Genomic DNA, 20,315 nt, shown 5'->3' with positions numbered 1-20,315 from the left:
CGAAAGATTACAGCGCCTTCATGGTGCCTTTCGGCAGGACGGCTGCGACGAAGTCACGCTTAATAACTACTTCAGTGGTGTCGTTCAGAGCGATAGCGATATAGCCGCTTTCCGCTACTTTGGTCACACGACCAACCAGACCGCCGTTAGTCAGCACTTCATCGCCTTTCGCGATGGAGTTCATCAGGTTTTTATGTTCTTTGGTGCGCTTTTGCTGCGGGCGCAGGATCATGAAATAGAAAATCAGACCAAACACCACCAGCATCAGAATCAGTGACATCGGGCTGCCCTGCGCCGGAGCACCTGTTGCCGCTACCGCATCAGAAATGAAAAAGCTCATTAAAATTCCCTCATTATTTAATTAATCAACATTCAAAGGTGGAACCGGTCTATCCTGGCGTTGGTAAAAATCTGCAACGAAGTGCTCTAATTTACCCTCTTCGATAGCCTTGCGTAAACCAGCCATTAGGCGCTGATAGTAGCGAAGATTATGAATGGTATTGAGACGCGCACCCAGTATTTCGTTGCAACGATCGAGATGATGCAAGTAAGCACGTGAATAATTGCGACAGGTGTAGCAATCGCACTCTTCATCCAGCGGTGATGTGTCGCTTTTGTACTTCGCATTACGGATCTTCACCACGCCATTGGTGACGAAAAGGTGACCGTTACGGGCGTTACGCGTTGGCATAACGCAATCGAACATATCGATACCGCGACGCACCCCTTCCACCAGATCTTCCGGTTTACCTACGCCCATCAGGTATCGTGGTTTATCTGCCGGGATCTGCGGGCAAACGTGTTCGAGGATGCGATGCATGTCCTCTTTCGGTTCGCCCACAGCCAAACCGCCGACAGCGTAGCCATCAAAGCCAATCTCGACTAGCCCTTTGACGGAGATATCACGTAAATCTTCGTAAACGCTGCCCTGGATAATCCCGAACAGCGCGTTTTTATTACCCAGAGAATCAAAGCGATCGCGGCTGCGTTTCGCCCAGCGCAGCGACATTTCCATCGAGCGTTTGGCGTAATCCCAGTCGGCAGGATACGGCGTGCACTCATCGAAAATCATTACGATGTCGGAACCGAGATCGTACTGAATTTCCATGGATTTTTCCGGGTCGAGGAAAATCGGATCGCCGTTAATCGGGTTGCGGAAGTGCACACCCTGTTCGGTGATTTTGCGAATATCACCAAGGCTAAAGACCTGGAATCCTCCGGAATCGGTAAGGATCGGGCCTTTCCACTGCATAAAATCATGCAGATCGCCGTGCAGCTTCATGATTTCCTGGCCGGGACGCAGCCACAGGTGGAAGGTGTTACCCAGAATAATCTGCGCGCCGGTGGCTTCAACTTCTTCCGGCGTCATGCCTTTTACGGTGCCGTAGGTGCCGACGGGCATAAACGCGGGCGTTTCAACCACGCCGCGTTCAAACACCAGCCGACCGCGACGGGCGCGACCATCGGTGGTCTGTAATTCAAAGTTCATGTTTTCTCCTGCATCAGAGAGACAGTCTGATGATTGTGCTAACAGCGTGGAGTTCGCTCCACGCTGAAAATCAATAACGCCCGGTTAAGGCGTTATTTGGTAATAGATTATTGGTCTTGCCCGATTTGCTCGGTGATAGCCGACGGATTGTACGTGATAAACATCGCATCCCCGTAACTAAAAAAGCGATATTGCGCATTTACCGCCTGCTGGTAAGCATTCATGGTGTGGCGATACCCGGCAAAAGCCGACACCAGCATAATCAGCGTCGATTCTGGCAGGTGGAAATTGGTCACCAGCGCGTCGATGACTTTGTACTGGTAGCCCGGATAGATAAAGATTTGGGTATCATCAAAGAACGGTTCGATCAGATCGTTTTTCGCTGCCTGGGCTGCGCTTTCCAGCGAACGCACCGAGGTGGTGCCTACCGCGATCACCCGGTTGCCACGCGCTTTACAGGCCAGTACCGCGTCGACCACATCCTGCGGCACTTCGGCATATTCAGAATGCATGATGTGGTCTTCAATGCTGTCGACCCTCACCGGCTGGAACGTCCCTGCGCCGACGTGCAGCGTGACAAACGCCATCTCCACGCCCTTCTGGCGCAGTTTTTCCAGTAGCGGCTCATCAAAATGCAGCCCGGCGGTAGGCGCCGCCACCGCGCCCGGTTTGGCGCTGTAAACCGTCTGGTACAGTTCACGGTCGGACTCTTCATCCGGGCGGTCGATATACGGCGGCAGCGGCATGTGGCCGATGTCGTTGAGGATATCCAGCACAGCGCGTGAATCATCAAATTCAATTTCGAACAGCGCATCGTGGCGCGCCGTCATGGTAGCTTTAACGCTTTCGTCCTCGCCCAGCAGCAGTTCCGCGCCCGGCTTCGGCGCTTTCGAGGCGCGCACGTGGGCCAGCACGCGCTTGTCATCCAGCATGCGCTCCACCAGCACTTCAATCTTGCCGCCGCTGGCTTTACGGCCAAACATCCGCGCCGGGATCACCCGGGTATTGTTGAATACCAGCAGGTCGCCCGGGTTGAGCTTTTCCAGCAGATCGGTGAAAGTGCCATGCGTCAGCGCACCGCTTGGACCGTCGAGCGACAGCAAACGGCAGGAACTCCGGCCTGGCAGCGGATAATGAGCAATCAGGGATTCAGGTAATTCAAAGGAAAAATCGGCAACGCGCATGGCAATTCACACTAAAACGTAGAGCCTGCTTAACAGGAGTTTTTGTCAAAGCTCGGCGAGTTTTGCGCGTTAACAGGCGCTTTCGCTCACCAGCAAGTAAAATGGTCTGTTAATCCAGCTCGAAAAAACAGGCGCTATAGTCTAGTGCCGGGGCGCTTTAGCTGCAACCCGTTCACCTTGTTAACGCTTCTATTGGGACAATACATGAATTTTCTCGCCCATCTTCATCTCGCCCGGCTCTCGGAAAGCTCGCTGCTGGGCAATTTGCTGGCCGACTTTGTGCGCGGCGATCCCTCGGGCGACTACGCCGCCGACGTGGTGGCCGGGATTTATATGCACCGCCGGGTGGATGTGTTGACGGATAGCCTGCCGGAAGTACTGGAAGCAAAAACCTGGTTTCGTCCGGAAACTCGCCGCGTCGCGCCCATTGCGCTGGATGTTATGTGGGATCATTTTGTCTCACGCCACTGGGACAGGCTCTCCCCCGAGCTCGAACTCCCGTGCTTCGTGGCCCAGGCCCAGCGCGAAATCGGCCAGCATCTGCCGCTTACGCCGCCGCGTTTTATCAACCTTAACCAGTACCTGTGGTCTGAACGCTGGCTTGAGCGCTACAGCGATATGGCGTTTATTGGCAATGTGCTGAACGGCATGGCAAGCCGTAGACCAAAACTTTCCGCGCTGCAACAGAGCTGGGTCGACCTGGACGCCAGGTATGATGAACTGGAACAGCGGTTCTGGCAGTTCTATCCGCGCATGATGAGCATGGCGCAACAGAAAACCTTATAGTCCTCACAACCTCTTAAGGTAAATATTGCCCTTTTTCAAAAAAGGGCTATTCTTGTGGGCTGCACACAGTAACTTTAATTATTGATAGATAAAACCTATCTGAATAATCGGTTTATTCATCTTTGTGAACCTGCGTGAGCTCTCTATACTGGCCCGCGTTGCGTTCTACTCACCTTAAATAACACCAAGGAGTCCTCATGGTACTGGTAACTCGTCAGGCGCCGGATTTTACCGCTGCAGCCGTTCTGGGAAGTGGCGAAATCGTTGAAAACTTCAACTTTAAAAAACACATCGACGGTAAAGCAACCGTACTGTTCTTCTGGCCGATGGACTTCACCTTCGTATGCCCGTCTGAACTGATCGCATTCGACAAACGTTACGCAGAATTCCAGAAACGCGGCGTAGAAGTGGTTGGCGTTTCTTTCGACTCTGAATTCGTTCACAACGCATGGCGTAACACGCCGGTTGATAAAGGCGGTATTGGCCCGGTTCAGTACGCGATGGTTGCCGACATCAAACGTGAAATCCAGCAGGCTTACGGCATCGAGCACCCGGATGCAGGCGTTGCGCTGCGTGGCTCCTTCCTGATCGACAAAAACGGCGTGGTTCGCCACCAGGTGGTTAACGATCTGCCGCTGGGCCGTAACATTGATGAAATGCTGCGTATGGTTGACGCGCTGCAGTTCCACGAAGAGCACGGCGATGTGTGCCCGGCTCAGTGGGAAAAAGGCAAAGAAGGTATGAACGCGTCTCCGGACGGCGTGGCGAAATACCTGAGCGAGAACGTCGCTAAGCTGTAATAACGACTTCAAAGAAAAGGCCCGATTGCGGGCCTTTTTTTATGGCATCAGGGTTTGTTTTTCACTTCCCGCCACAGCCGGTACGCAACGCCCAGCAACCCCAGCACGCCAATCACCAGCACGCCCCAAATCAGCATCGTCATCCACTGGCTGCGGCGCTCTGCCGGATCGACCGCCGTTAACCGCGCCTCGCCGCCCAGCGTGACGGTATCGGCTTCCGTGGCAACCGGTAGTGAATCCAGCGTGTATTGCCCGCGCAGTTTTTCGGGGATCACCATATCCAGCGCCATCGCCTGCGGTTTAGCGGCCTTGTTTCCCCACGTCAGCATAAACGGCCCCGTCCCCTGAGGAATAAACACCAGCGCCTGGCTGGCGCGTAATCCCTGCACTTCCGGCGGCGTATCGCCCCAACTGGCATTGATGCCTTTAATCCTGATGGCCTGAACCATCTCCCCATTGAGCGTTACAGGTTCAGATTGCATCTCACTCACCCGGTAAAGCACCGTTTTTTGTAGCGGTAGCCAGAGATCATCAGCGCGGCGGCGATAGTCAATTTCTACCGGTAATACCTCGTTTTCTTTACCCGGATTGATCGCCAGCGCCGTTAGCGGCTGTGGATTAACCCAGCTGTATATCGCCACGCTAGCCTCGGCGCTTTCTTTGTGGGCCGACAAATAAATGTTGGCATTGCTTAAATCAGCGGCTGATGCGATGGCTTCCACGCTTTGCACGTTGATATTTTCAGGCGCGTCAAATACCGTCATCAGTAAATAGCGCGGCCCCTCGTCAGAGAGCGTGACGCCAGCCTGAAGCGTATCATGCCTGAGCTGGCTGCTACCGGACGTGAGATCCATTAACGGCGCATCCTCAACCAGCAACTGCCACTTTTTTAGATCGGCGCTGGAATAAAGATCGACTTTTGCCTGCCAGTTTTGCGCCAGTTTCACCCAACCCAGACGCAACTGCGCCACCGCCAGCGAACTTTTCTGCTCATCCGGCAACGTCATCAGAAAACTTTGGCTAATACGACTGGTATCGTCACCATCAAGATGGACTTCCGCCCCGCCCGGCATTTTTACCGTCAGGCTGTTTTGCCCTTCGTATTTAACGTGCTTAATATCCAGCGGGAAGACGTTCAGTGCCACCGGTTCAGGTGCGGGCTTTGGCCGCTGCTGATGGAGCGTCAGCGCGAACGGCACGGCTTCGCCTTTACTGTTAAACACCCGAACGTCGCGAAAATCGGGCCAGACGGACTGCTCATACACCTGGGTTGGCAACGCGATTTGCCAGAAAGGAGATGCCCCTTCGCTTTTCAGATGCATCCCCCAGGCATAATCCTGCGGCACGTCTGGCGCAGCGTCCTCTGCGAACCCAGGAAGCGCCATCCAGAGCGCTGCCATCGCGATAATTTTTGCTATTCCCTTCATTCCGACTCCGCCTTATTAACGTCCGCTTTCGGTGGCAGCGGTGAAAAATACCCGACGATCAATACCAACACCGCCACGCCGATAAACGCGATGGCGCGTGCCAGGCCGCCGCCCCGTGCGCTGTCTACTAAGATTAACTTCGCAATCACCACGCCGAGCAACGCAGCGCCCGCCATCCAGTTTTTACGGCTGGCAGAATGGGTCGCTTTAACCATGACTCCCAGCGCAATGAGCATCCAGAACAGTGCAAAGGTGGTTTGGATCAGGCGCGAGGCCCACAGCGAGTCAAATTGCCAGGCAACACCGCCGTAGTTAGCGAGTATTCGCATCAGCATGCCGTTCGCCCACCAGAATGCCAGCCCGGCAAGGATTAGCGGTACAAATTGTGAAACCGAATCATAGGCCACAGGCCGATGCGCATTGATAAATCGTGCAGCAACCCACAGCGCAACCAGGCCATAACCCGCACCGATTTCCAGCGGATTCATCAACGGGAACCACGGCCAGCCAGCCATGACGCCGTCGAGCAGGTTACTGAATATCACCGTACCAAAGAGCAGCGCAATCAATGGCAATAGCCCAATATTGGCATACAGGGCTGGCCAGACGCGTACCGGCCACAGATTGCGGCGGATAGCGCCATGCGCCAGCATGATAATGCTCCCGGCACTGGCCATGATAATGCCCGCCTGCCACTCATCCGATCCCCATGGCAGGTCTTCGATAAACCAGTGGATCTCCAGGCCGACGATGCTCAGGACCATCCAGAATAAAGATAAATGGAGTGCCTGCGAAAAATAGGCCTGGGAAGGGTCATCGTCTTTGTAGAGCAACGCCAGCGCACAAACTATAGCAACAGGCCAAATCAAACCTTGCCATCCAGCGCTGAGTAACGCCTGCTCCTGGGCAGCCTGGATAAAAATGGTAACGATCAATGTGGGCCAGAGCAGCCATTGCGTATAGCCCAGCTCGCGCCATGACAGGCGTTGACTGGCGAACCGCCAGCATCCTGCTGAAATACATGCGAGTAACAGCGCACCGACGGGCAAGTTGACGTACGGGCGTAATACCAGTTCATACACACAGGCGAAAGCGATTACCCACAGGCCTATCGATCCATACAGGAAACCAGTGCTGAGATGGGTATCTACCGGACGCCATAGCATAGCAGCGGCAAACCAGGTCGCACACAACACACCAAAAACCAGTATGCCGGTCAGCGGCGGCATATTCAGCGACGCTGCAAAAATAGCGCTGAATAACGCCAAAACCAGCAATCCAGCACCGCTGTAACTCATCCGTAACTGACGCTGCTGAAGGCCAAGCCACAGAATGCCCAACCCTTCCAGCGCCCAGGCCATGGATGTCCAGCGCGCTGACAGCGCCAGCGGGATCGCCAGGGTAGTGAACGCGCCGCCCAGCGCCAGCGCGGCCAGCACCAGGATTTTCCCCTGCCCCGGATAACGGCGTAGCACCAACCAGCCCAGCACCAGATAGACCAGCCCAAAGCCCAGCGCCGACAGCGCCGGGCCGTATTCGAAATGGCGGGCGATGGCGTACTGCATGCCAAAACCGAGCAGCGGCGGGGCGAACAGCAACACGCCGTCGATAATTTTTTCTTTACTCTCCTGCGCACGCAGCGACAACCCCACGCACAGCACGCCAAATAGCAGAATATTGGCGGTCAAGAAGAACTGGCTGCTGAGATAAATTTCCGGTCGATAGCCGTTCATCCCCCACAGCCCGGCGACACCAAAGGTAAACGCCATACCCAGCAGATTGAGCACCCGCCAGTGCTGCCACCAGCTAATCGCCAGAATGCCCACCGAGAGCAGCAGATAAAACGAAAACAGCGCGATGTGATTGCCGGAACCGGTAGAAAGCAGGATTGGCGCGAGGTAACCGCCGATGCTGGCGAGCATCGCCAGGCTGAGCGCCTTTTGCAGCACCGCCAGCCCAACGCTGGCTGCGCAAATCAACAGCAGCAGACCAAACGCCAGGGTCATCGGCAGCATTTGCCACAGCCGGAAAGCGCCGAAGACGGTGAGATACAGTGCGCCAGTCGCCCCACCCTGCAATATCAGGCCGTACAGAGGCTGTTTGTGGCGCAATTTAAAGCCGAAGAATAGCAGACCCATCGAGCCCGCCGCTGCCGCCATCAGGCGCAGTTCCAATGGGAACATGTCGCGCTCGACGGTATAGCGGAACAGATAGGCCAGGCCGAGAAACAGCAGCAATACCCCCAGTTTCGCCAGCGGATTGCCCTGCATAAACCAGCGCACCAGCGAACTGAACATGCCGCTGAACTGCGAAGGGGGGATATCCTGAATGGGTTCAGAGGTAGATGCTGAGGGAACGGGTAAAGGAACCGTTGGCGACGCAACAACTGAGGCTGCCTTCGATCCGCCATTCCAGGGAAGCGGCGTTTCGTCCACCGGTGCAGGCGGAGCATTTTCCGCCATGGGTTTCTGCCGGTGGCGCTCAATACGTGCGATGAGGTCGTCCTCAAATGCATGCGCCGCCTGCACTTCCGTTTCCCTGCGCACTTCCGGCGTCTCTGGCGCAGGCGAGGCTTGATCGGCAAGCCTCGTCTCCAGCACGGTGACCCGTTGGCGCAGATGCATTAATTCATCCAGCGCGGCAGTACTTTTTCGCCACGCCGCTACTGCCATAATGGGAATAACAATAACGACGAAAAAGAGTATTAGCCCAGCCCAGAACAACAATCCATCCATGTAGTTTTCCTTTCAATCGGCTCACGCGATTACGGCGTATTGTTTCAAATGGCGCATCTCAAGGCTAGGCAGGCGTTTCTGAATTAGGATTTAGCCGTTTCGCCATACGCCGCAGGAAATGGCTGGCATCAAGAGCGATTGTCCCGCTATTTGCGCCTTTCCTTCCTCCAGCCGCCACTCGGTTTCCGCCATTAACGGCGACCAGGGTAACTCGACACGCGTGTCATCGCCCCGGTTAATGGCAACCAGCACTTTTTGCTGCTGCCACAGGCGCATAAACACCACCACATCCCCTTTAGCGTATAGCACATTGCAGCCGCCGTAGCGTAATGCGCGAAGCTGTTTACGCAGCCGCGCCAGGCGCTGATACAGCGCGAACAGGTCGCGATCCTGCTTTTCGGCGTCCCACGGATAGGGTTTACGGCAAAACGGATCGTTATTGCCGTCCAGCCCCACTTCATCGCCGTAATAGATGCAGGGAACGCCGGGCCAGCAAAACAGCCACACCACGCCCAGCGGCAGGCGGGCGACGTCCTTACCCAGTAGCGTTTTGAAACGCGCGGTATCGTGGCTGTCGAGCTGGTTAAACATCCGTAACTGCTGCTGATGGGAAAGCCCGGCGCGGTACTGCTCCATCCAGCGAATGCAGATTTCGGCGTCAATGTGCTGCGGATCGTAAGAGATATCGGTATTCGCTAAAAATCCCCACAGCGGTATCGTGAAGCCGCGGTAGTTCATCGCCGCATCTTCCGCATCGGCCTGCAACCACTGGCGGGCATCGCCAAAATGTTCGCCCACGATGTAGGCCTCGGGGTTGACCTCTTTCGCCGCCTGAGTAATGCCGCGCACGTGCTGGAGGTTATTCTGCGCCCCGCCCGCTTCGCCCAGCATATGCACCACGTCCAGCCGCCAGCCGTCCATGCCCCAGGGCTCGCGCAGCCAGTGGCGCACCACGCTGTCTTCACCGTGGTAGATTTCGTCGATAAGTGTCGAGGACTGATAATCGAGTTTCGGCAGGCTCGGGTAGCCCAGCCAGTCCAGCGCCTGTCCATCCTCAGAAAAGCTGTACCAGTCGCGATAAGCAGATTCCGGGTTATGACACGCCCCGCCGGTGGCGGCGTTATGGCGGTCGAACCACGGATGGGAGTCGCCGCTGTGGTTAAATACGCCGTCCAGCACAAGCCGCATCCCGGCACGGCGGGTGTTATCGCGCAGGCGCAGCAGCGCCTGGTCGCCGCCGAACTGCGGGTCGACGTGGCGGTAGTCCTGGGTGTCATATTTATGGACGCTGGGCGCGGTAAACACCGGGTTGAGATACAGTGCCGTGACGCCAAGCTTTTGCAGCCACGGCAATTTTCCGCTGATGCCGTCCAGATCCCCGCCGTAAAACGTCGAGCCGCCCGCCTCGGCAGTCACCGGTTCGTCCCAGTCGCGCAGAATGATGTCGCGGTGAGCAGCATGGTGATAGTAAACATTATCCTGCCCGGCCTCACGCGGCAGGCTACGGGCGAAACGGTCAGGGAAGATTTGATAAAAAATCTGGTCCGCCACCCAGTTAGGCCCATTATCCGGCGCATCCACCGCGAACTGCTCAAGGCGCGCGGGCGGAAAATCGTTAAACCCCTGGGGCGTAAACCAGCGCTGGCGGCTGGGCCACAGTAGCTTAAAACTGTAGCGGCGGCGCGGCTGCCCTTCGTCCAGCGCAATAGTCGCCCGCCAGGCGGTCACGCCTTCCTGCGGCGCTTTGCGCACGCGCGTCATGGGAATGGAAGTCTCTTCGTTATCGCGTTCCGCGCGCAGCGTCACCCGCTGCGGCAAATCGTCCCCGGAAAGCCACAGCGTGATGGTCAGCCGCTGCGCGTTCTGCTTGATAAAAGGCGCCACCGGAAGGTGCCAGGCTTGCAACATCGTATTTCCCCTCGGTCAATTTTTGACGCCACCATGCCATATCAGCGGCAAGCCGCCTTCCTCATTTTGCTTTTATTTGGGGGAGGAGTTAACAGGTGGAGAGACTGAGCGTAGAGCGAAAACAGCATCCCCGCCAGGCGGCGGGGATGGTAGGCATTATGCGGTAATACGGGTGCGCGCGTCGTGGCGGCGTTTAAACACCCAACCCACCAGCAGCAGGACAATCCACGCGAAACCGACATAGAGCGAGATGCGGGTATCCGGGTGATAGCCAATCAGGCCGATAATAAACACCAGGAAGATCAAGCCAACAATCGTGGTGGCGACGCCGCCCGGTACTTTAAATTTCAGCGCCTTGATCTCTTCGGGGGATAAGCGGCGGCGGAACCCGATCTGCGACAGCAAAATCATGATCCACACCCACACCGTGGCGAAGGTCGCCAGCGAGGCAATCACCAGGAACACGTTTTCCGGCATGATGTAGTTGAGATACACCGCCAGCAGCAGCGCGGCGGTCATCACCATCACGGTCACCCACGGCACGCCGTTACGCGAGGTTTTGGCGAAGACTTTCGGCGCGCTGCCCTGGTCCGCCATGCCGTGCAGCATACGGCCAACGCCAAACACGTCGCTGTTAATCGCCGACAGCGAAGCGGTGATCACCACAAAGTTAAGAATACCGGCAGCAAAGGTGATGCCCATATGCTGGAAGGTCAGAACGAACGGGCTGCCGTTGGTGCCGACCTGGTTCCACGGATAAATAGACATAATCACAAACAGCGTACCCACGTAGAACACCAGAATACGCAGCGGAACCGAGTTGATGGCGCGCGGAATCGACTTCTCTGGATCTTTGGCTTCGCCTGCGGTGATACCAATAATTTCGATGCCACCGTAGGCGAACATCACCATCTGCAACGCCATCACGGTGCCAATCCAGCCATTGGCGAAGAAACCGCCGTGGCTCCACAAATTACTGATGCCGGTAGGCTGGCCGCCGTTGCCGATGCCCCAGATAATGATGCCGATACCGGCGGCAATCATGATGATAATGGTGGCGACTTTAAAGAATGAGAACCAGAACTCCATCTCGCCAAACACTTTGACGCTCATCAGGTTGATGGCGCAGATAATCAGCACCACGCTCAGCACCCACACCCAGTGCGGCACGGTGGGAAACCAGACGCCCATGTAAATGCCGAAGGCGGTGACGTCGGCGATGGCGACAATCAGGATTTCGAAGCAGTAGGTCCAGCCAGTGATGTAGCCCGCCAGCGGGCCTAAGTTTTCCTGGGCATAACGGGAGAACGAGCTGGCCGCAGGGTTATGTACCGACATTTCACCCAGCGCGCGCATAATAATGTATGCCGCCACGCCGCCAATGATATACGCCAGCAGCACGCTCGGACCGGCCATTTTAATGGCGTCGGCTGAGCCGTAAAAAAGCCCGGTGCCAATCGCCGAGCCGAGCGCCATAAAGCGAATATGTCGTGTACTCAAACCGCGTTTGAGCGTAGTCCCGTTATCCATGTTGTTAAGTACCTGGTTACACAATAAAAAAACCACGGAGGGGGCTCCGTGGTTAAAATCTGTCCGGCTTTATTTAGTGCGCGGTGGAGGTCACTTGACGCCCCGCAGCGCGATCCCAAATAGCGGCAATCACCACCATCGCTACCGTCGGCATCAGCCAGGCCAGCCCTTGATCGGCCAGCGGCATTTTCTGCGTCCAGGCAGGCAACATGTCGCCCAGCGCTGAAGCCTTCACGCCGTCAATCAGGCCCAACAGCAGGCTGATTAACATTGCCGGTGCGATAACGCGGGTGGAATTGTGCCACCAACCGCGGGTAAAGCTCAACACTACCAGCACGATGCACGGCGGATAAATGGCCGTCAGCACCGGAATAGAAATCTGGATCAGGTGGCTCAGGCCCAAATTCGAGACCAGCATCGAGAAGCCGCCGAGAATAAACACCAGCGCGCGGTACGAGAGCGGCAGATACTGCGCGAAGAACTCAGCGCAGGCACAGGTCAGGCCAACCGCCGTCACCATACAGGCGATGAAAATCAACGCGGCCAGCAGGAAGCTGCCTGCGCCGCCAAAGGTGTGCTGCACGTAAGCGTGAAGGATTGCCGCGCCGTTAGCAGACTGATCGACCAGGCTCGCACTGTCTGAACCCAGGCGGAACAGAGCCAGGTACAGCAGGGTCAAGCCCACGCCCGCCATCAGGCCAGCCCAGACGGTATAACGTGTCAACAGACGTGCTTCGGTGACGCCGCGTGAACGCGCCGCATTGACGATAACAATACCGAATACCATTGCGCCCAGGGTATCCATGGTCAGATAGCCGTTAACGAAACCGTTAGAAAACGCCGCATGCTGGTAAGCGTCAGTGGCTACGCTGATATCACCTGCCGGCCACAGCAGAGCGGCAACCGCCAGGATGGTCAGCGCGATAATTTTCAGCGGCGCGAGGAAGTTGCCCACGGTGTCGAGCAGTTTGCCCGGATACAGGGAAACCAGGATCACCAGTGCGAAATAGATCAGGCTGTAGATAAACAGCGGCATCGGGCCTGCGCCCGTCAGCGGCGCAATTCCCATTTCAAACGAAACGGTGGCGGTACGCGGGGTGGCGAACAGCGGCCCCACGGCCAGGTAGCACACGGTCGCCAGCAGGATGCCCGCGCCACGGCCAATCGGCGTGCTCAGGCTGTCCACGCCGCCGCCGACTTTCGCCAGCGCGACCACGGTCAGTACAGGCAGGCCGACCGCCGTGATCAGAAAACCAATCGCCGCCGTCCAGACGTGTTCACCTGCCTGCAGGCCAACCATAGGGGGAAAGATGATGTTGCCGGCGCCTACAAACAGCGCAAAGGTCATAAAGCCCAGTGCGATGATGTCACGCGATTTCAGTTGATGGGTCATAAAGTCTAACTGCCTGTGGATGTGGTGTTGAAAAGAATGACGTTTAGGTTGCCAGCGCTGAGCGAAATAGCGTCGTTTCGTTATAAATCAGCGAAAAACACTTACCTGATGCCGTGGCGGAGAATAGTTTTTTGGATTACCACGAAATTACAGTGAGTCTGGCAACATCAGGTGCGCAATTTAAACGCTTATAACGTTTGAAGGCAATAAGGGATCTAAAAACCAGTAGATTATTCCACAATCGTGAAATGAGTTAGATATTCATACCAGAATCTTAAAAATGTTATGGCTTTTAATGCGAACAAAAAACAAACAACCGTCAAAAATAAGACAGTTATTCAGGAAACCAAACGGCAAAAGGGCCAGTTTACTGGCCCATGGAAACTAAGTTTTACAGCGGGTTTAGCTGATTTGCCGCACCGGGGCAGGATTTGCGATAAGCCGTTCCGGCAGCACAAAACTAAAGGTGGTGCCTTTAGCAGGCTGGCTCTCGATTTCAAGCCGCGCATCGTGGTGGCTGAGGGCGTGCTTAACAATCGCCAGCCCCAGTCCGCTGCCGCCAGTCTGGCGGGAACGGGCTTTATCCACCCGGTAAAAACGCTCGGTGAGACGCGGAATATGCTCCGCTGAAATTCCCGGTCCGTTATCCTGTACCGAAAACTTTGCTCCCTGCGGTGTGCGCTGCCAGGTTACGGTAATCGCCGTGCCTTCCGGGGTATGGTTAACCGCGTTATACACCAGGTTGGATATCGCACTGCGCAGTTGTTCATCATTGCCCAGCACTTTTAAATGACTGTCGACGTCAAATGTAAGCGTATGTCTTTTATGGCTTAAGGTTTGCGCCTCGCGCTCCACCACCCGCAACATCATCGGCACGTCAATTTGCTCATTCAGCACCAGCGCGGGCGCGGCCTCGATTTTCGACAGGGTCAGCAGTTGCTTGACCAGGCCTTCCATCCGGTGGGTTTGCTCGCGCATGGTATGGATGGCTTTCTCGCGCAGCGGGCCTTCGAGCGGTTTATCGTCCATCATTTCCAGATAGCCCTGGAGCACCGTCAGCGGTGTACGCAATTCGTGACTGACGTTAGCGAAGAAATTACGCCGTGCGCCTTCCAACTGGTGCATTTGCGTCACGTCGCGCGCCACCATTAATAGCTGTTCTTCGCTGTAAGGCATAACGCGGAATTCCAGGTGGCGGCCGTTATTCAGCACCAGATTCAGCGGGCGAGTAAACTGCCGCCCCTTTAGCCAGTTGGTGAATTCGGGGTAGCGCAGCAGGTTAAGGATGTTTTGACCGTTATCGTCCGGCCAGCGCAGCCCCAGCAGTTGCTGAGCCAGGCCGTTACACCAGAAGATATTGCCCTCTTCGGTGGTGAGGATCACCGCATCCGGCAAGGATTCCGCGCCGCTGCGAAAGCGTTTGATCAGGCTGCCCAGCTCGCGGCGGCGCTTTTTGTTCCGCAACTGCATTTGATGCAGGCCGTACAGCAGCGGGTCCCAGCTCCCCCGCCCCGGCGGCGGCGTCATGCTGCGATCGACCCAAATCCACCAGGAAAGGCGCATCAAATTCCAGAAATGCCAGACCAGCAGGCTGGTGACCGCCAGCAGCAGAAACCACGCCCAGTAACCAAAAATGGCCCCCAGAATCAGGGCCGGGATACAACACAGCACCAGCTCAAGGGCCAGCCTTTTCCATGACAGCCGTTCCAGCACGCGTCACTCTCCGGTTATCGTGATTAAAAACGACTTGAGAAGCGGTAGCCGGTTCCGCGAACCGTTTGCACCATACGATCGTGCCCGCTCAGCTCCAGCGCTTTACGCAGGCGGCGGATATGCACGTCCACGGTTCGGTCTTCCACATACACGTTGGTGCCCCAGACGTGATTAAGCAATTGCTCGCGGCTGTAAACCCGCTCCGGGTGGGTCATAAAGAAGTGTAACAGTTTGAATTCGGTGGGGCCCATATCGAGAGGGTTTTCGCCAGTCATCACGCGGTGGGAGCTGGGGTCGAGGCTCAGCCCCTGCATTTCGATCACCTCCTCCACCGCCATCGGGGAGATGCGGCGCATCACGGCTTTGATCCGCGCCACCAGCTCTTTCGGGGAGAACGGCTTGGTGATGTAATCGTCCGCGCCGGTTTCCAGCCCGCGCACCCGGTCTTCTTCTTCACCGCGCGCGGTCAGCATCATGACCGGGATATCGCGGGTCAGCGCTTCGCGTTTGAGATGTTTAATAAACTGAAGCCCGGAACCGCCCGGCAACATCCAGTCCAGCAGGATAAGGTCGGGCCAGGGTTCGTTAAGCTGATTCACCGCGGTGTCATAATCTTCCGCTTCAACCGGCTGGAAGCCATTTTGTTCGAGTACGAAGCACACCATCTCACGGATTGGCGCTTCATCTTCAACGACCAGGATACGTCTCGCCATGATTAGCCCTGTCAAATTAAGTCGAATTTTCTGAATGCGGCGCCATTATGCGTCAGTTTTATGACAGATTTATGAAAAAGATGACGGTCTTATGACCCATCAGTTTGCTGTATAAATCTGACCTCAGGACAGTGAAGTATAAGGAGGGTTATAATCCCCCTTTCGCTTTTACGCCACAGGGAATGACGATGCGCATCCTCCACACCTCAGACTGGCATCTCGGTCAAAATTTTTATACCAAAAGCCGCGCGGCGGAGCACCAGGCCTTCCTGACGTGGCTGCGCCAGACGGCGGCGGAGCAGCAGGTGGATGCCATTATCGTCGCCGGGGATATCTTTGATACCGGTTCGCCGCCGAGCTACGCCCGTGAACTGTATAACCGCTTCGTGGTGGATCTCCAGCCGACCGGCTGTGAGTTAATCGTCCTGGCGGGCAATCATGATTCGGTTGCGACGCTCAACGAATCCCGCGAACTGCTGGCCTGCCTGAATACCCGGGTGGTCGCCAGCGCGCAGCGTGATCCTGAAGGCCAGGCATTGATTATCAATAAACGGAATGGCGAGCCGGGCGCGGTACTGTGCCCTGTCCCGTTTTTACGCCCGCGCGACATCACCAAAAGCCGCGCCGGCGAATCGGGCAGCGATAAACAACTGCAACTGCTGGACGCCATTACCCATCATTACCAGGAGTGCTTTGAAGCCGCCTGCCAGTTGCGCGGCGAACGCGCGCTGCCGGTTATCGCAACCGGCCATTTAACCGCGCTGGGCGTCACTAAAACCGACGCGGTACGCGATATTTACATCGGCACCCTCGACGCGTTCCCCGCCAGCCATTTCCCGGCGGCGGATTACATCGCCCTGGGCCATATTCATCGCGCCCAGGCGGTGGCAAAGAGCGAACATATCCGCTATTGCGGCTCGCCGATCCCGTTAAGTTTTGATGAAACCGGCAGTGAAAAAGTAGTGAATCTGGTGGAGTTTTCCGGCGCATCGCTGGCGAAAATCACCCCGCTGGCAGTACCGGTTACCCAGCCGCTGGCGATGATCAAAGGCACGCTGGCGCAAATCGAGCAGCAGCTTGAGCAGTGGCGCGACGCGCCCGCCGAGCCGAAAACCTGGCTGAATATCGAAATTGTCAGCGATGATTTCCTGCACGATATGCAGCGCCAGATCGTTGCCATGACCGAAAATCTGCCGGTGGAAGTGATCTTACTGCGCCGTAACCGCGAGCAGCGGGAACAGGCTATCGCCCGGCTGGAAACCGAAACCCTGAGCGAACTCAGTGTAGAGGAAGTGTTTGAGCGCCGCCTGCAAAGCGAAGCGCTGGAAGAGGATGAAGCCGCCAGGTTGAGGACGCTGTTCGCCCAAACCCTGGAGACGATGCAGCAGGAGGAAAACGCATGAAGATTTTGAGCCTGCGTCTTAAGAACCTCAACTCCCTGAAGGGTGAATGGAAAATCGACTTTACCCAGGAGCCGTTTTCCAGCAATGGACTGTTTGCTATCACCGGGCCAACCGGCGCGGGGAAAACCACCCTGCTTGATGCCGTTTGCCTGGCGCTGTATCACAAGACGCCGCGCCTCAACACCATCTCCCAGTCGCAGAATGATTTGATGACCCGCGACACCGCCGAGTGTCTGGCGGAAGTGGAATTTGAAGTTAAAGGCGTGGCCTATCGCGCGTTCTGGAGCCAGTATCGCGCCCGCTATCTGCCGGACGGCAAACTACAGCCACCCCGCGTGGAACTGGCCCGTAGCGCCGACGGGAAAATTCTGGCGGATAAAGTGAATGACAAGCTCGATGCCGTTGCCACATTAACCGGGCTGGATTATGACCGTTTTACCCGCTCGATGATGCTCTCGCAGGGGCAGTTTGCCGCATTCCTGAACGCCAAAGCCCAGGAGCGCGCAGAGCTTCTCGAAGAACTGACCGGCACCGAGATTTACGGCGTGATTTCCGCGCGGGTTTTTGAGCAGCATAAGCAGGCGCGTATCGATCTGGAAAAACTGCAATCCCAGGCGCAGGGCGTAATGTTGCTCAATGATGAGCAGCGCCAGCTGCTTGCGGAAAGTTTGCAGGCGCTTACTTCAGAAGAGCACGCGTTGCAGGCGCAGCACCAGCGCAACCAGCATCACCACCAGTGGTTAAGCCACAAAGCGCAGCACGAGCGCCATTGCCAGCAGGCGCAAACCGATCTGGCGCAGGCGCAACAGGCTCAGCTCGCGGCACAGGCCGATATCGCCAGGCTGGAACAAGCCCTGCCCGCCGAGAAACTGCGCCCGCTGTGGCAGCAGCGCCGCGACCAGCGCCAGGCGCTGAAACGGACGCAAACCCAGCGCGATGAAGTAAATGCTCGCTTACTTAATGAGAAGCAGCGCCGCCAGCAGATCCGCGCCGCCATCGCCCAACGCGCTGCTGATTCACGGTCAGAACTGGAGCAGATAACCGCGCTGATGCAAACCCACCACCGCTGGGGCCAGTGGCAAAACGAACTGGCTGGCTGGAAATTCGCCTTCGCTGAGCGCCGCCGCGACGGAAGCCGGCTCGGCGAACTGCGTGCCGCGTTGGATCAGGTAAAGAAAAAACAGGCGCTGCTAGCCCCCGTCACGCTGACGCTGACGCCTGAAGAACTGAGCAGCCAGCTACAACGCGCCGCCGCCCAACGCGGGCAACGCCAGAAACTGGCTGTGCTGCACCGGGATATTGCCGCCCAACGCCAGCGCGCCGGGCAGCTCGACCAGCAGCGCCAGGGCATTACCCGTCAGTTAGCCGATCTGGAACGTCAGTTGGGTGAGAAGCGCGCGGCGTATAAAGAGAAACAGGAAGAGGCGGCGAAGGCTTTCCAGGTGTGGGAACTGGAAAAAACCATCGCGGGTCTGATGGCGGAGCGGGCGCGGCTCCAGCCTGAAGCGCCCTGCCCGCTGTGCGGCTCTACCCATCATCCGGCCATCGAAGCGTATAACGCTATCCAGCCGAATGACAGCGAGGCGCGCTACCAACAGCTCGAGAAGGAAAAATCGGCGCTGGGCGAACAGGGCGCGACGCTGCGCGGCCAGCAAAACTCGCTGCAAAAGCAGTTAATGGAGCTGGACGCCGAAGCAGCAGGCATTACCCAGAAAGCGCAGGCGCTGAACGCAGACTGGAATACGCTGTGCCAGGCGCTGGGCGCGACGCTGGACGCCAGCCAACCGCTGGAGCCCTGGCTGGACGCCCAAACCCAGTACGAACAGCAGCTTTACCTGCTGCAACAGCACCAACTCCTGGCGGATGACGCCCGCGCCAGGCAGCAGGCTATCACGCAATACGAAGCAGAAACGGCAGCGCGCTACCAGACGCTCAGCGAACAATTTGCCGCGCTGGATCTGACGCTGCCGGATGAGATCCAGGAAGCCGACTGGCTGCGGGCGCGCGAGCAAGAAGCACAACAGTGGCAACAGCAGCAAACCCGCCAGCTTGCCCTACAAAACTTGCTTACCCGCTGTGATGAAATCCTGGCAGTGCTCCCGGAAGAAGACGCGCAGCTCGCCCCCTTGAACGGCGAACCGCTGGAGAGCTGGCAGCCGTGTCACAATCAGTGCCTGACGCTGGAAGTACAGTGGGCAACGCTCAGCGAACAGTGCCAACAGGAGCAGGCACGAGAAGCGCAGCTGTCACAAAAATTTGAGCAAGCCCTGGCGCAAAGCCGCTTTGCCGATGAAACCGCATTTCTTGCCGCGGTGCTGGAGCCGCAGGAACTGGAGCGCCTCAGCGCGTTAAAAATCCAAACCGAGCGCCAGCTTCACGAACAGCAAACCCGGCTGGCTCAGGCGGAACAGGCGCTGAACGCGCATCTGCAAGCCATGCCTGCTGAGATTGATAGGGCAGTAGATCTGGATGCCTTACAGGCGACACTGGCGCAACTTAGCCAGACGCTGCGCGAAAACGCCACCCGCCAGGGCGAACTCAACCAGCAACTCAAACAGGATACGGACAACCGCGAGCGGCTCGAAGGGCTGCAACAGCAGATAGATAACGCCAGCGCCCATCTGGTGACCTGGGCGCATCTCAACCATTTAATCGGCTCGCAAAAAGGCGATAAATTCCGCAAGTTCGCCCAGGGTTTAACCCTCGACAACCTGGTCTGGCTGGCGAACCAGCAACTTAACCGGCTGCACGGGCGCTACCTGCTGAAGCGTAAACTGAGCGAAGAGCTGGAGCTGGAAGTGGTGGATACCTGGCAGGCGGATGCGGTACGCGACACCCGCACCCTCTCCGGCGGCGAAAGCTTCCTGGTCAGCCTGGCTCTTGCACTGGCGCTCTCGGATCTGGTGAGCCACAAAACCCGCATCGACTCGCTGTTCCTCGATGAAGGCTTCGGCACCCTCGACGCCGAAACTTTGGACATCGCCCTCGACGCGCTGGACGCCCTGAACGCCAGCGGCAAAACCATCGGCGTCATCAGCCACGTCGAAGCCATGAAAGAACGCATCCCGGTACAAATCAAAGTGAAAAAGATAAACGGCCTCGGCATCAGCCGATTAGCAAAGGAATACGCAGTAAGTTAACTCCCCTCACACCAGCGGAGTCAAAGCAGGGGGTTTTCATCCGGCATCAAAATCGCCGAGGCGCAATTGACGAGCCAGGTCAGCCCCGCAGGGA

14 protein-coding genes are annotated in these 20,315 nt (G+C 56.9%); 4 read left to right on the top strand and 10 right to left on the bottom strand.

All coding sequences use genetic code 11. The features are described from left to right. Positions 1–7: 7 nt before the first annotated feature. The 3 genes from yajC to queA all read right to left on the bottom strand — a co-directional run bounded on the left by yajC (position 8) and on the right by queA (position 2,673). Entirely contained in the window at positions 8–340 is a 333-nt protein-coding gene (gene yajC, locus RT120_RS20460) for a preprotein translocase subunit YajC (protein WP_003021544.1), read from the bottom strand. A 21-nt stretch (positions 341–361) separates the two neighbouring features. Beyond that, on the bottom strand, positions 362–1,489 hold the full coding sequence (tgt, locus tag RT120_RS20455) for a tRNA guanosine(34) transglycosylase Tgt (RefSeq protein WP_312985589.1): 1,128 nt from the start codon (positions 1,487–1,489) through the stop codon (positions 362–364). Between the two features lie 107 nt (positions 1,490–1,596). Then, on the bottom strand, positions 1,597–2,673 hold the full coding sequence (gene queA, locus RT120_RS20450; RefSeq protein WP_312985588.1) for a tRNA preQ1(34) S-adenosylmethionine ribosyltransferase-isomerase QueA: 1,077 nt from the start codon (positions 2,671–2,673) through the stop codon (positions 1,597–1,599). A 204-nt stretch (positions 2,674–2,877) separates the two neighbouring features. On the opposite strand from queA, the gene acpH reads away from it, so the two are divergent. Continuing rightward, complete coding sequence (gene acpH / locus RT120_RS20445; protein WP_312985587.1) at positions 2,878–3,459, top strand: ACP phosphodiesterase; 582 nt, start codon at positions 2,878–2,880, stop codon at positions 3,457–3,459. A 197-nt stretch (positions 3,460–3,656) separates the two neighbouring features. After that, complete coding sequence (locus RT120_RS20440; RefSeq protein ID WP_312985585.1) at positions 3,657–4,259, top strand: peroxiredoxin C; 603 nt, start codon at positions 3,657–3,659, stop codon at positions 4,257–4,259. 47 nt (positions 4,260–4,306) lie between these two features. On the opposite strand, the gene RT120_RS20435 is transcribed toward RT120_RS20440, so the two are convergent. The 7 genes from RT120_RS20435 to phoB all read right to left on the bottom strand — a co-directional run bounded on the left by RT120_RS20435 (position 4,307) and on the right by phoB (position 15,678). Next, complete coding sequence (locus tag RT120_RS20435) at positions 4,307–5,686, bottom strand: DUF3999 family protein (protein WP_312985584.1); 1,380 nt, start codon at positions 5,684–5,686, stop codon at positions 4,307–4,309. Next, positions 5,683–8,421 carry a DUF2339 domain-containing protein gene (locus RT120_RS20430; RefSeq protein WP_312985582.1) on the bottom strand — a complete coding sequence of 913 codons (2,739 nt, stop codon included), beginning with the start codon at positions 8,419–8,421 and terminating at the stop codon, positions 5,683–5,685. The genes RT120_RS20435 and RT120_RS20430 overlap by 4 nt, the downstream gene beginning before the upstream one ends. 90 nt (positions 8,422–8,511) lie before the next feature. Then, on the bottom strand, positions 8,512–10,329 hold the full coding sequence (malZ, locus tag RT120_RS20425; RefSeq protein ID WP_312985580.1) for a maltodextrin glucosidase: 1,818 nt from the start codon (positions 10,327–10,329) through the stop codon (positions 8,512–8,514). Between the two features lie 156 nt (positions 10,330–10,485). Beyond that, positions 10,486–11,859, bottom strand: coding sequence for a proline-specific permease ProY (gene proY, locus RT120_RS20420; RefSeq protein ID WP_312985579.1), 1,374 nt, complete (start codon positions 11,857–11,859; stop codon positions 10,486–10,488). Between the two features lie 73 nt (positions 11,860–11,932). After that, positions 11,933–13,252, bottom strand: coding sequence for a branched-chain amino acid transporter carrier protein BrnQ (gene brnQ / locus RT120_RS20415; RefSeq protein ID WP_312985577.1), 1,320 nt, complete (start codon positions 13,250–13,252; stop codon positions 11,933–11,935). A 402-nt stretch (positions 13,253–13,654) separates the two neighbouring features. Beyond that, the gene (gene phoR / locus RT120_RS20410) at positions 13,655–14,965 is read right to left on the bottom strand and encodes a phosphate regulon sensor histidine kinase PhoR (RefSeq protein WP_312985575.1); all 1,311 of its coding nucleotides are present in this window, start codon (positions 14,963–14,965) and stop codon (positions 13,655–13,657) included. Between the two features lie 23 nt (positions 14,966–14,988). Further along, the gene (gene phoB, locus RT120_RS20405; protein WP_002437058.1) at positions 14,989–15,678 is read right to left on the bottom strand and encodes a phosphate response regulator transcription factor PhoB; all 690 of its coding nucleotides are present in this window, start codon (positions 15,676–15,678) and stop codon (positions 14,989–14,991) included. A gap of 188 nt (positions 15,679–15,866) precedes the next feature. Here phoB and sbcD point away from each other — a divergent pair, with 188 nt between their 5' ends. Continuing rightward, positions 15,867–17,081, top strand: coding sequence for an exonuclease subunit SbcD (gene sbcD, locus RT120_RS20400; RefSeq protein ID WP_312985574.1), 1,215 nt, complete (start codon positions 15,867–15,869; stop codon positions 17,079–17,081). Continuing rightward, on the top strand, positions 17,078–20,221 hold the full coding sequence (gene sbcC, locus RT120_RS20395; protein ID WP_312985572.1) for an exonuclease subunit SbcC: 3,144 nt from the start codon (positions 17,078–17,080) through the stop codon (positions 20,219–20,221). Before sbcD ends, sbcC begins: the two co-directional genes overlap by 4 nt. Positions 20,222–20,315: the final 94 nt, after the last annotated feature.

Source organism: Atlantibacter sp. (assembly GCF_032062175.1).
In the GTDB taxonomy this organism is placed as follows: Bacteria; Pseudomonadota; Gammaproteobacteria; order Enterobacterales; family Enterobacteriaceae; genus Atlantibacter.
The sequence above is the reverse complement of the archived record's forward strand: the minus strand, read 5'-3'. Positions and strand labels throughout refer to the sequence as shown.

Excerpts from the sequence above, each read along its gene's own strand:
- yajC (WP_003021544.1), bottom strand. The coding sequence starts at position 340 with ATGAGCTTTTTCATTTCTGATGCGGTAGCGGCAACAGGTGCTCCGGCG.
- tgt (WP_312985589.1), bottom strand. The coding sequence starts at position 1,489 with ATGAACTTTGAATTACAGACCACCGATGGTCGCGCCCGTCGCGGTCGG.
- queA (WP_312985588.1), bottom strand. The coding sequence starts at position 2,673 with ATGCGCGTTGCCGATTTTTCCTTTGAATTACCTGAATCCCTGATTGCT.
- acpH (WP_312985587.1), top strand. The coding sequence starts at position 2,878 with ATGAATTTTCTCGCCCATCTTCATCTCGCCCGGCTCTCGGAAAGCTCG.
- RT120_RS20440 (WP_312985585.1), top strand. The coding sequence starts at position 3,657 with ATGGTACTGGTAACTCGTCAGGCGCCGGATTTTACCGCTGCAGCCGTT.
- RT120_RS20435 (WP_312985584.1), bottom strand. The coding sequence starts at position 5,686 with ATGAAGGGAATAGCAAAAATTATCGCGATGGCAGCGCTCTGGATGGCG.
- RT120_RS20430 (WP_312985582.1), bottom strand. The coding sequence starts at position 8,421 with ATGGATGGATTGTTGTTCTGGGCTGGGCTAATACTCTTTTTCGTCGTT.
- malZ (WP_312985580.1), bottom strand. The coding sequence starts at position 10,329 with ATGTTGCAAGCCTGGCACCTTCCGGTGGCGCCTTTTATCAAGCAGAAC.
- proY (WP_312985579.1), bottom strand. The coding sequence starts at position 11,859 with ATGGATAACGGGACTACGCTCAAACGCGGTTTGAGTACACGACATATT.
- brnQ (WP_312985577.1), bottom strand. The coding sequence starts at position 13,252 with ATGACCCATCAACTGAAATCGCGTGACATCATCGCACTGGGCTTTATG.
- phoB (WP_002437058.1), bottom strand. The coding sequence starts at position 15,678 with ATGGCGAGACGTATCCTGGTCGTTGAAGATGAAGCGCCAATCCGTGAG.
- sbcD (WP_312985574.1), top strand. The coding sequence starts at position 15,867 with ATGCGCATCCTCCACACCTCAGACTGGCATCTCGGTCAAAATTTTTAT.
- sbcC (WP_312985572.1), top strand. The coding sequence starts at position 17,078 with ATGAAGATTTTGAGCCTGCGTCTTAAGAACCTCAACTCCCTGAAGGGT.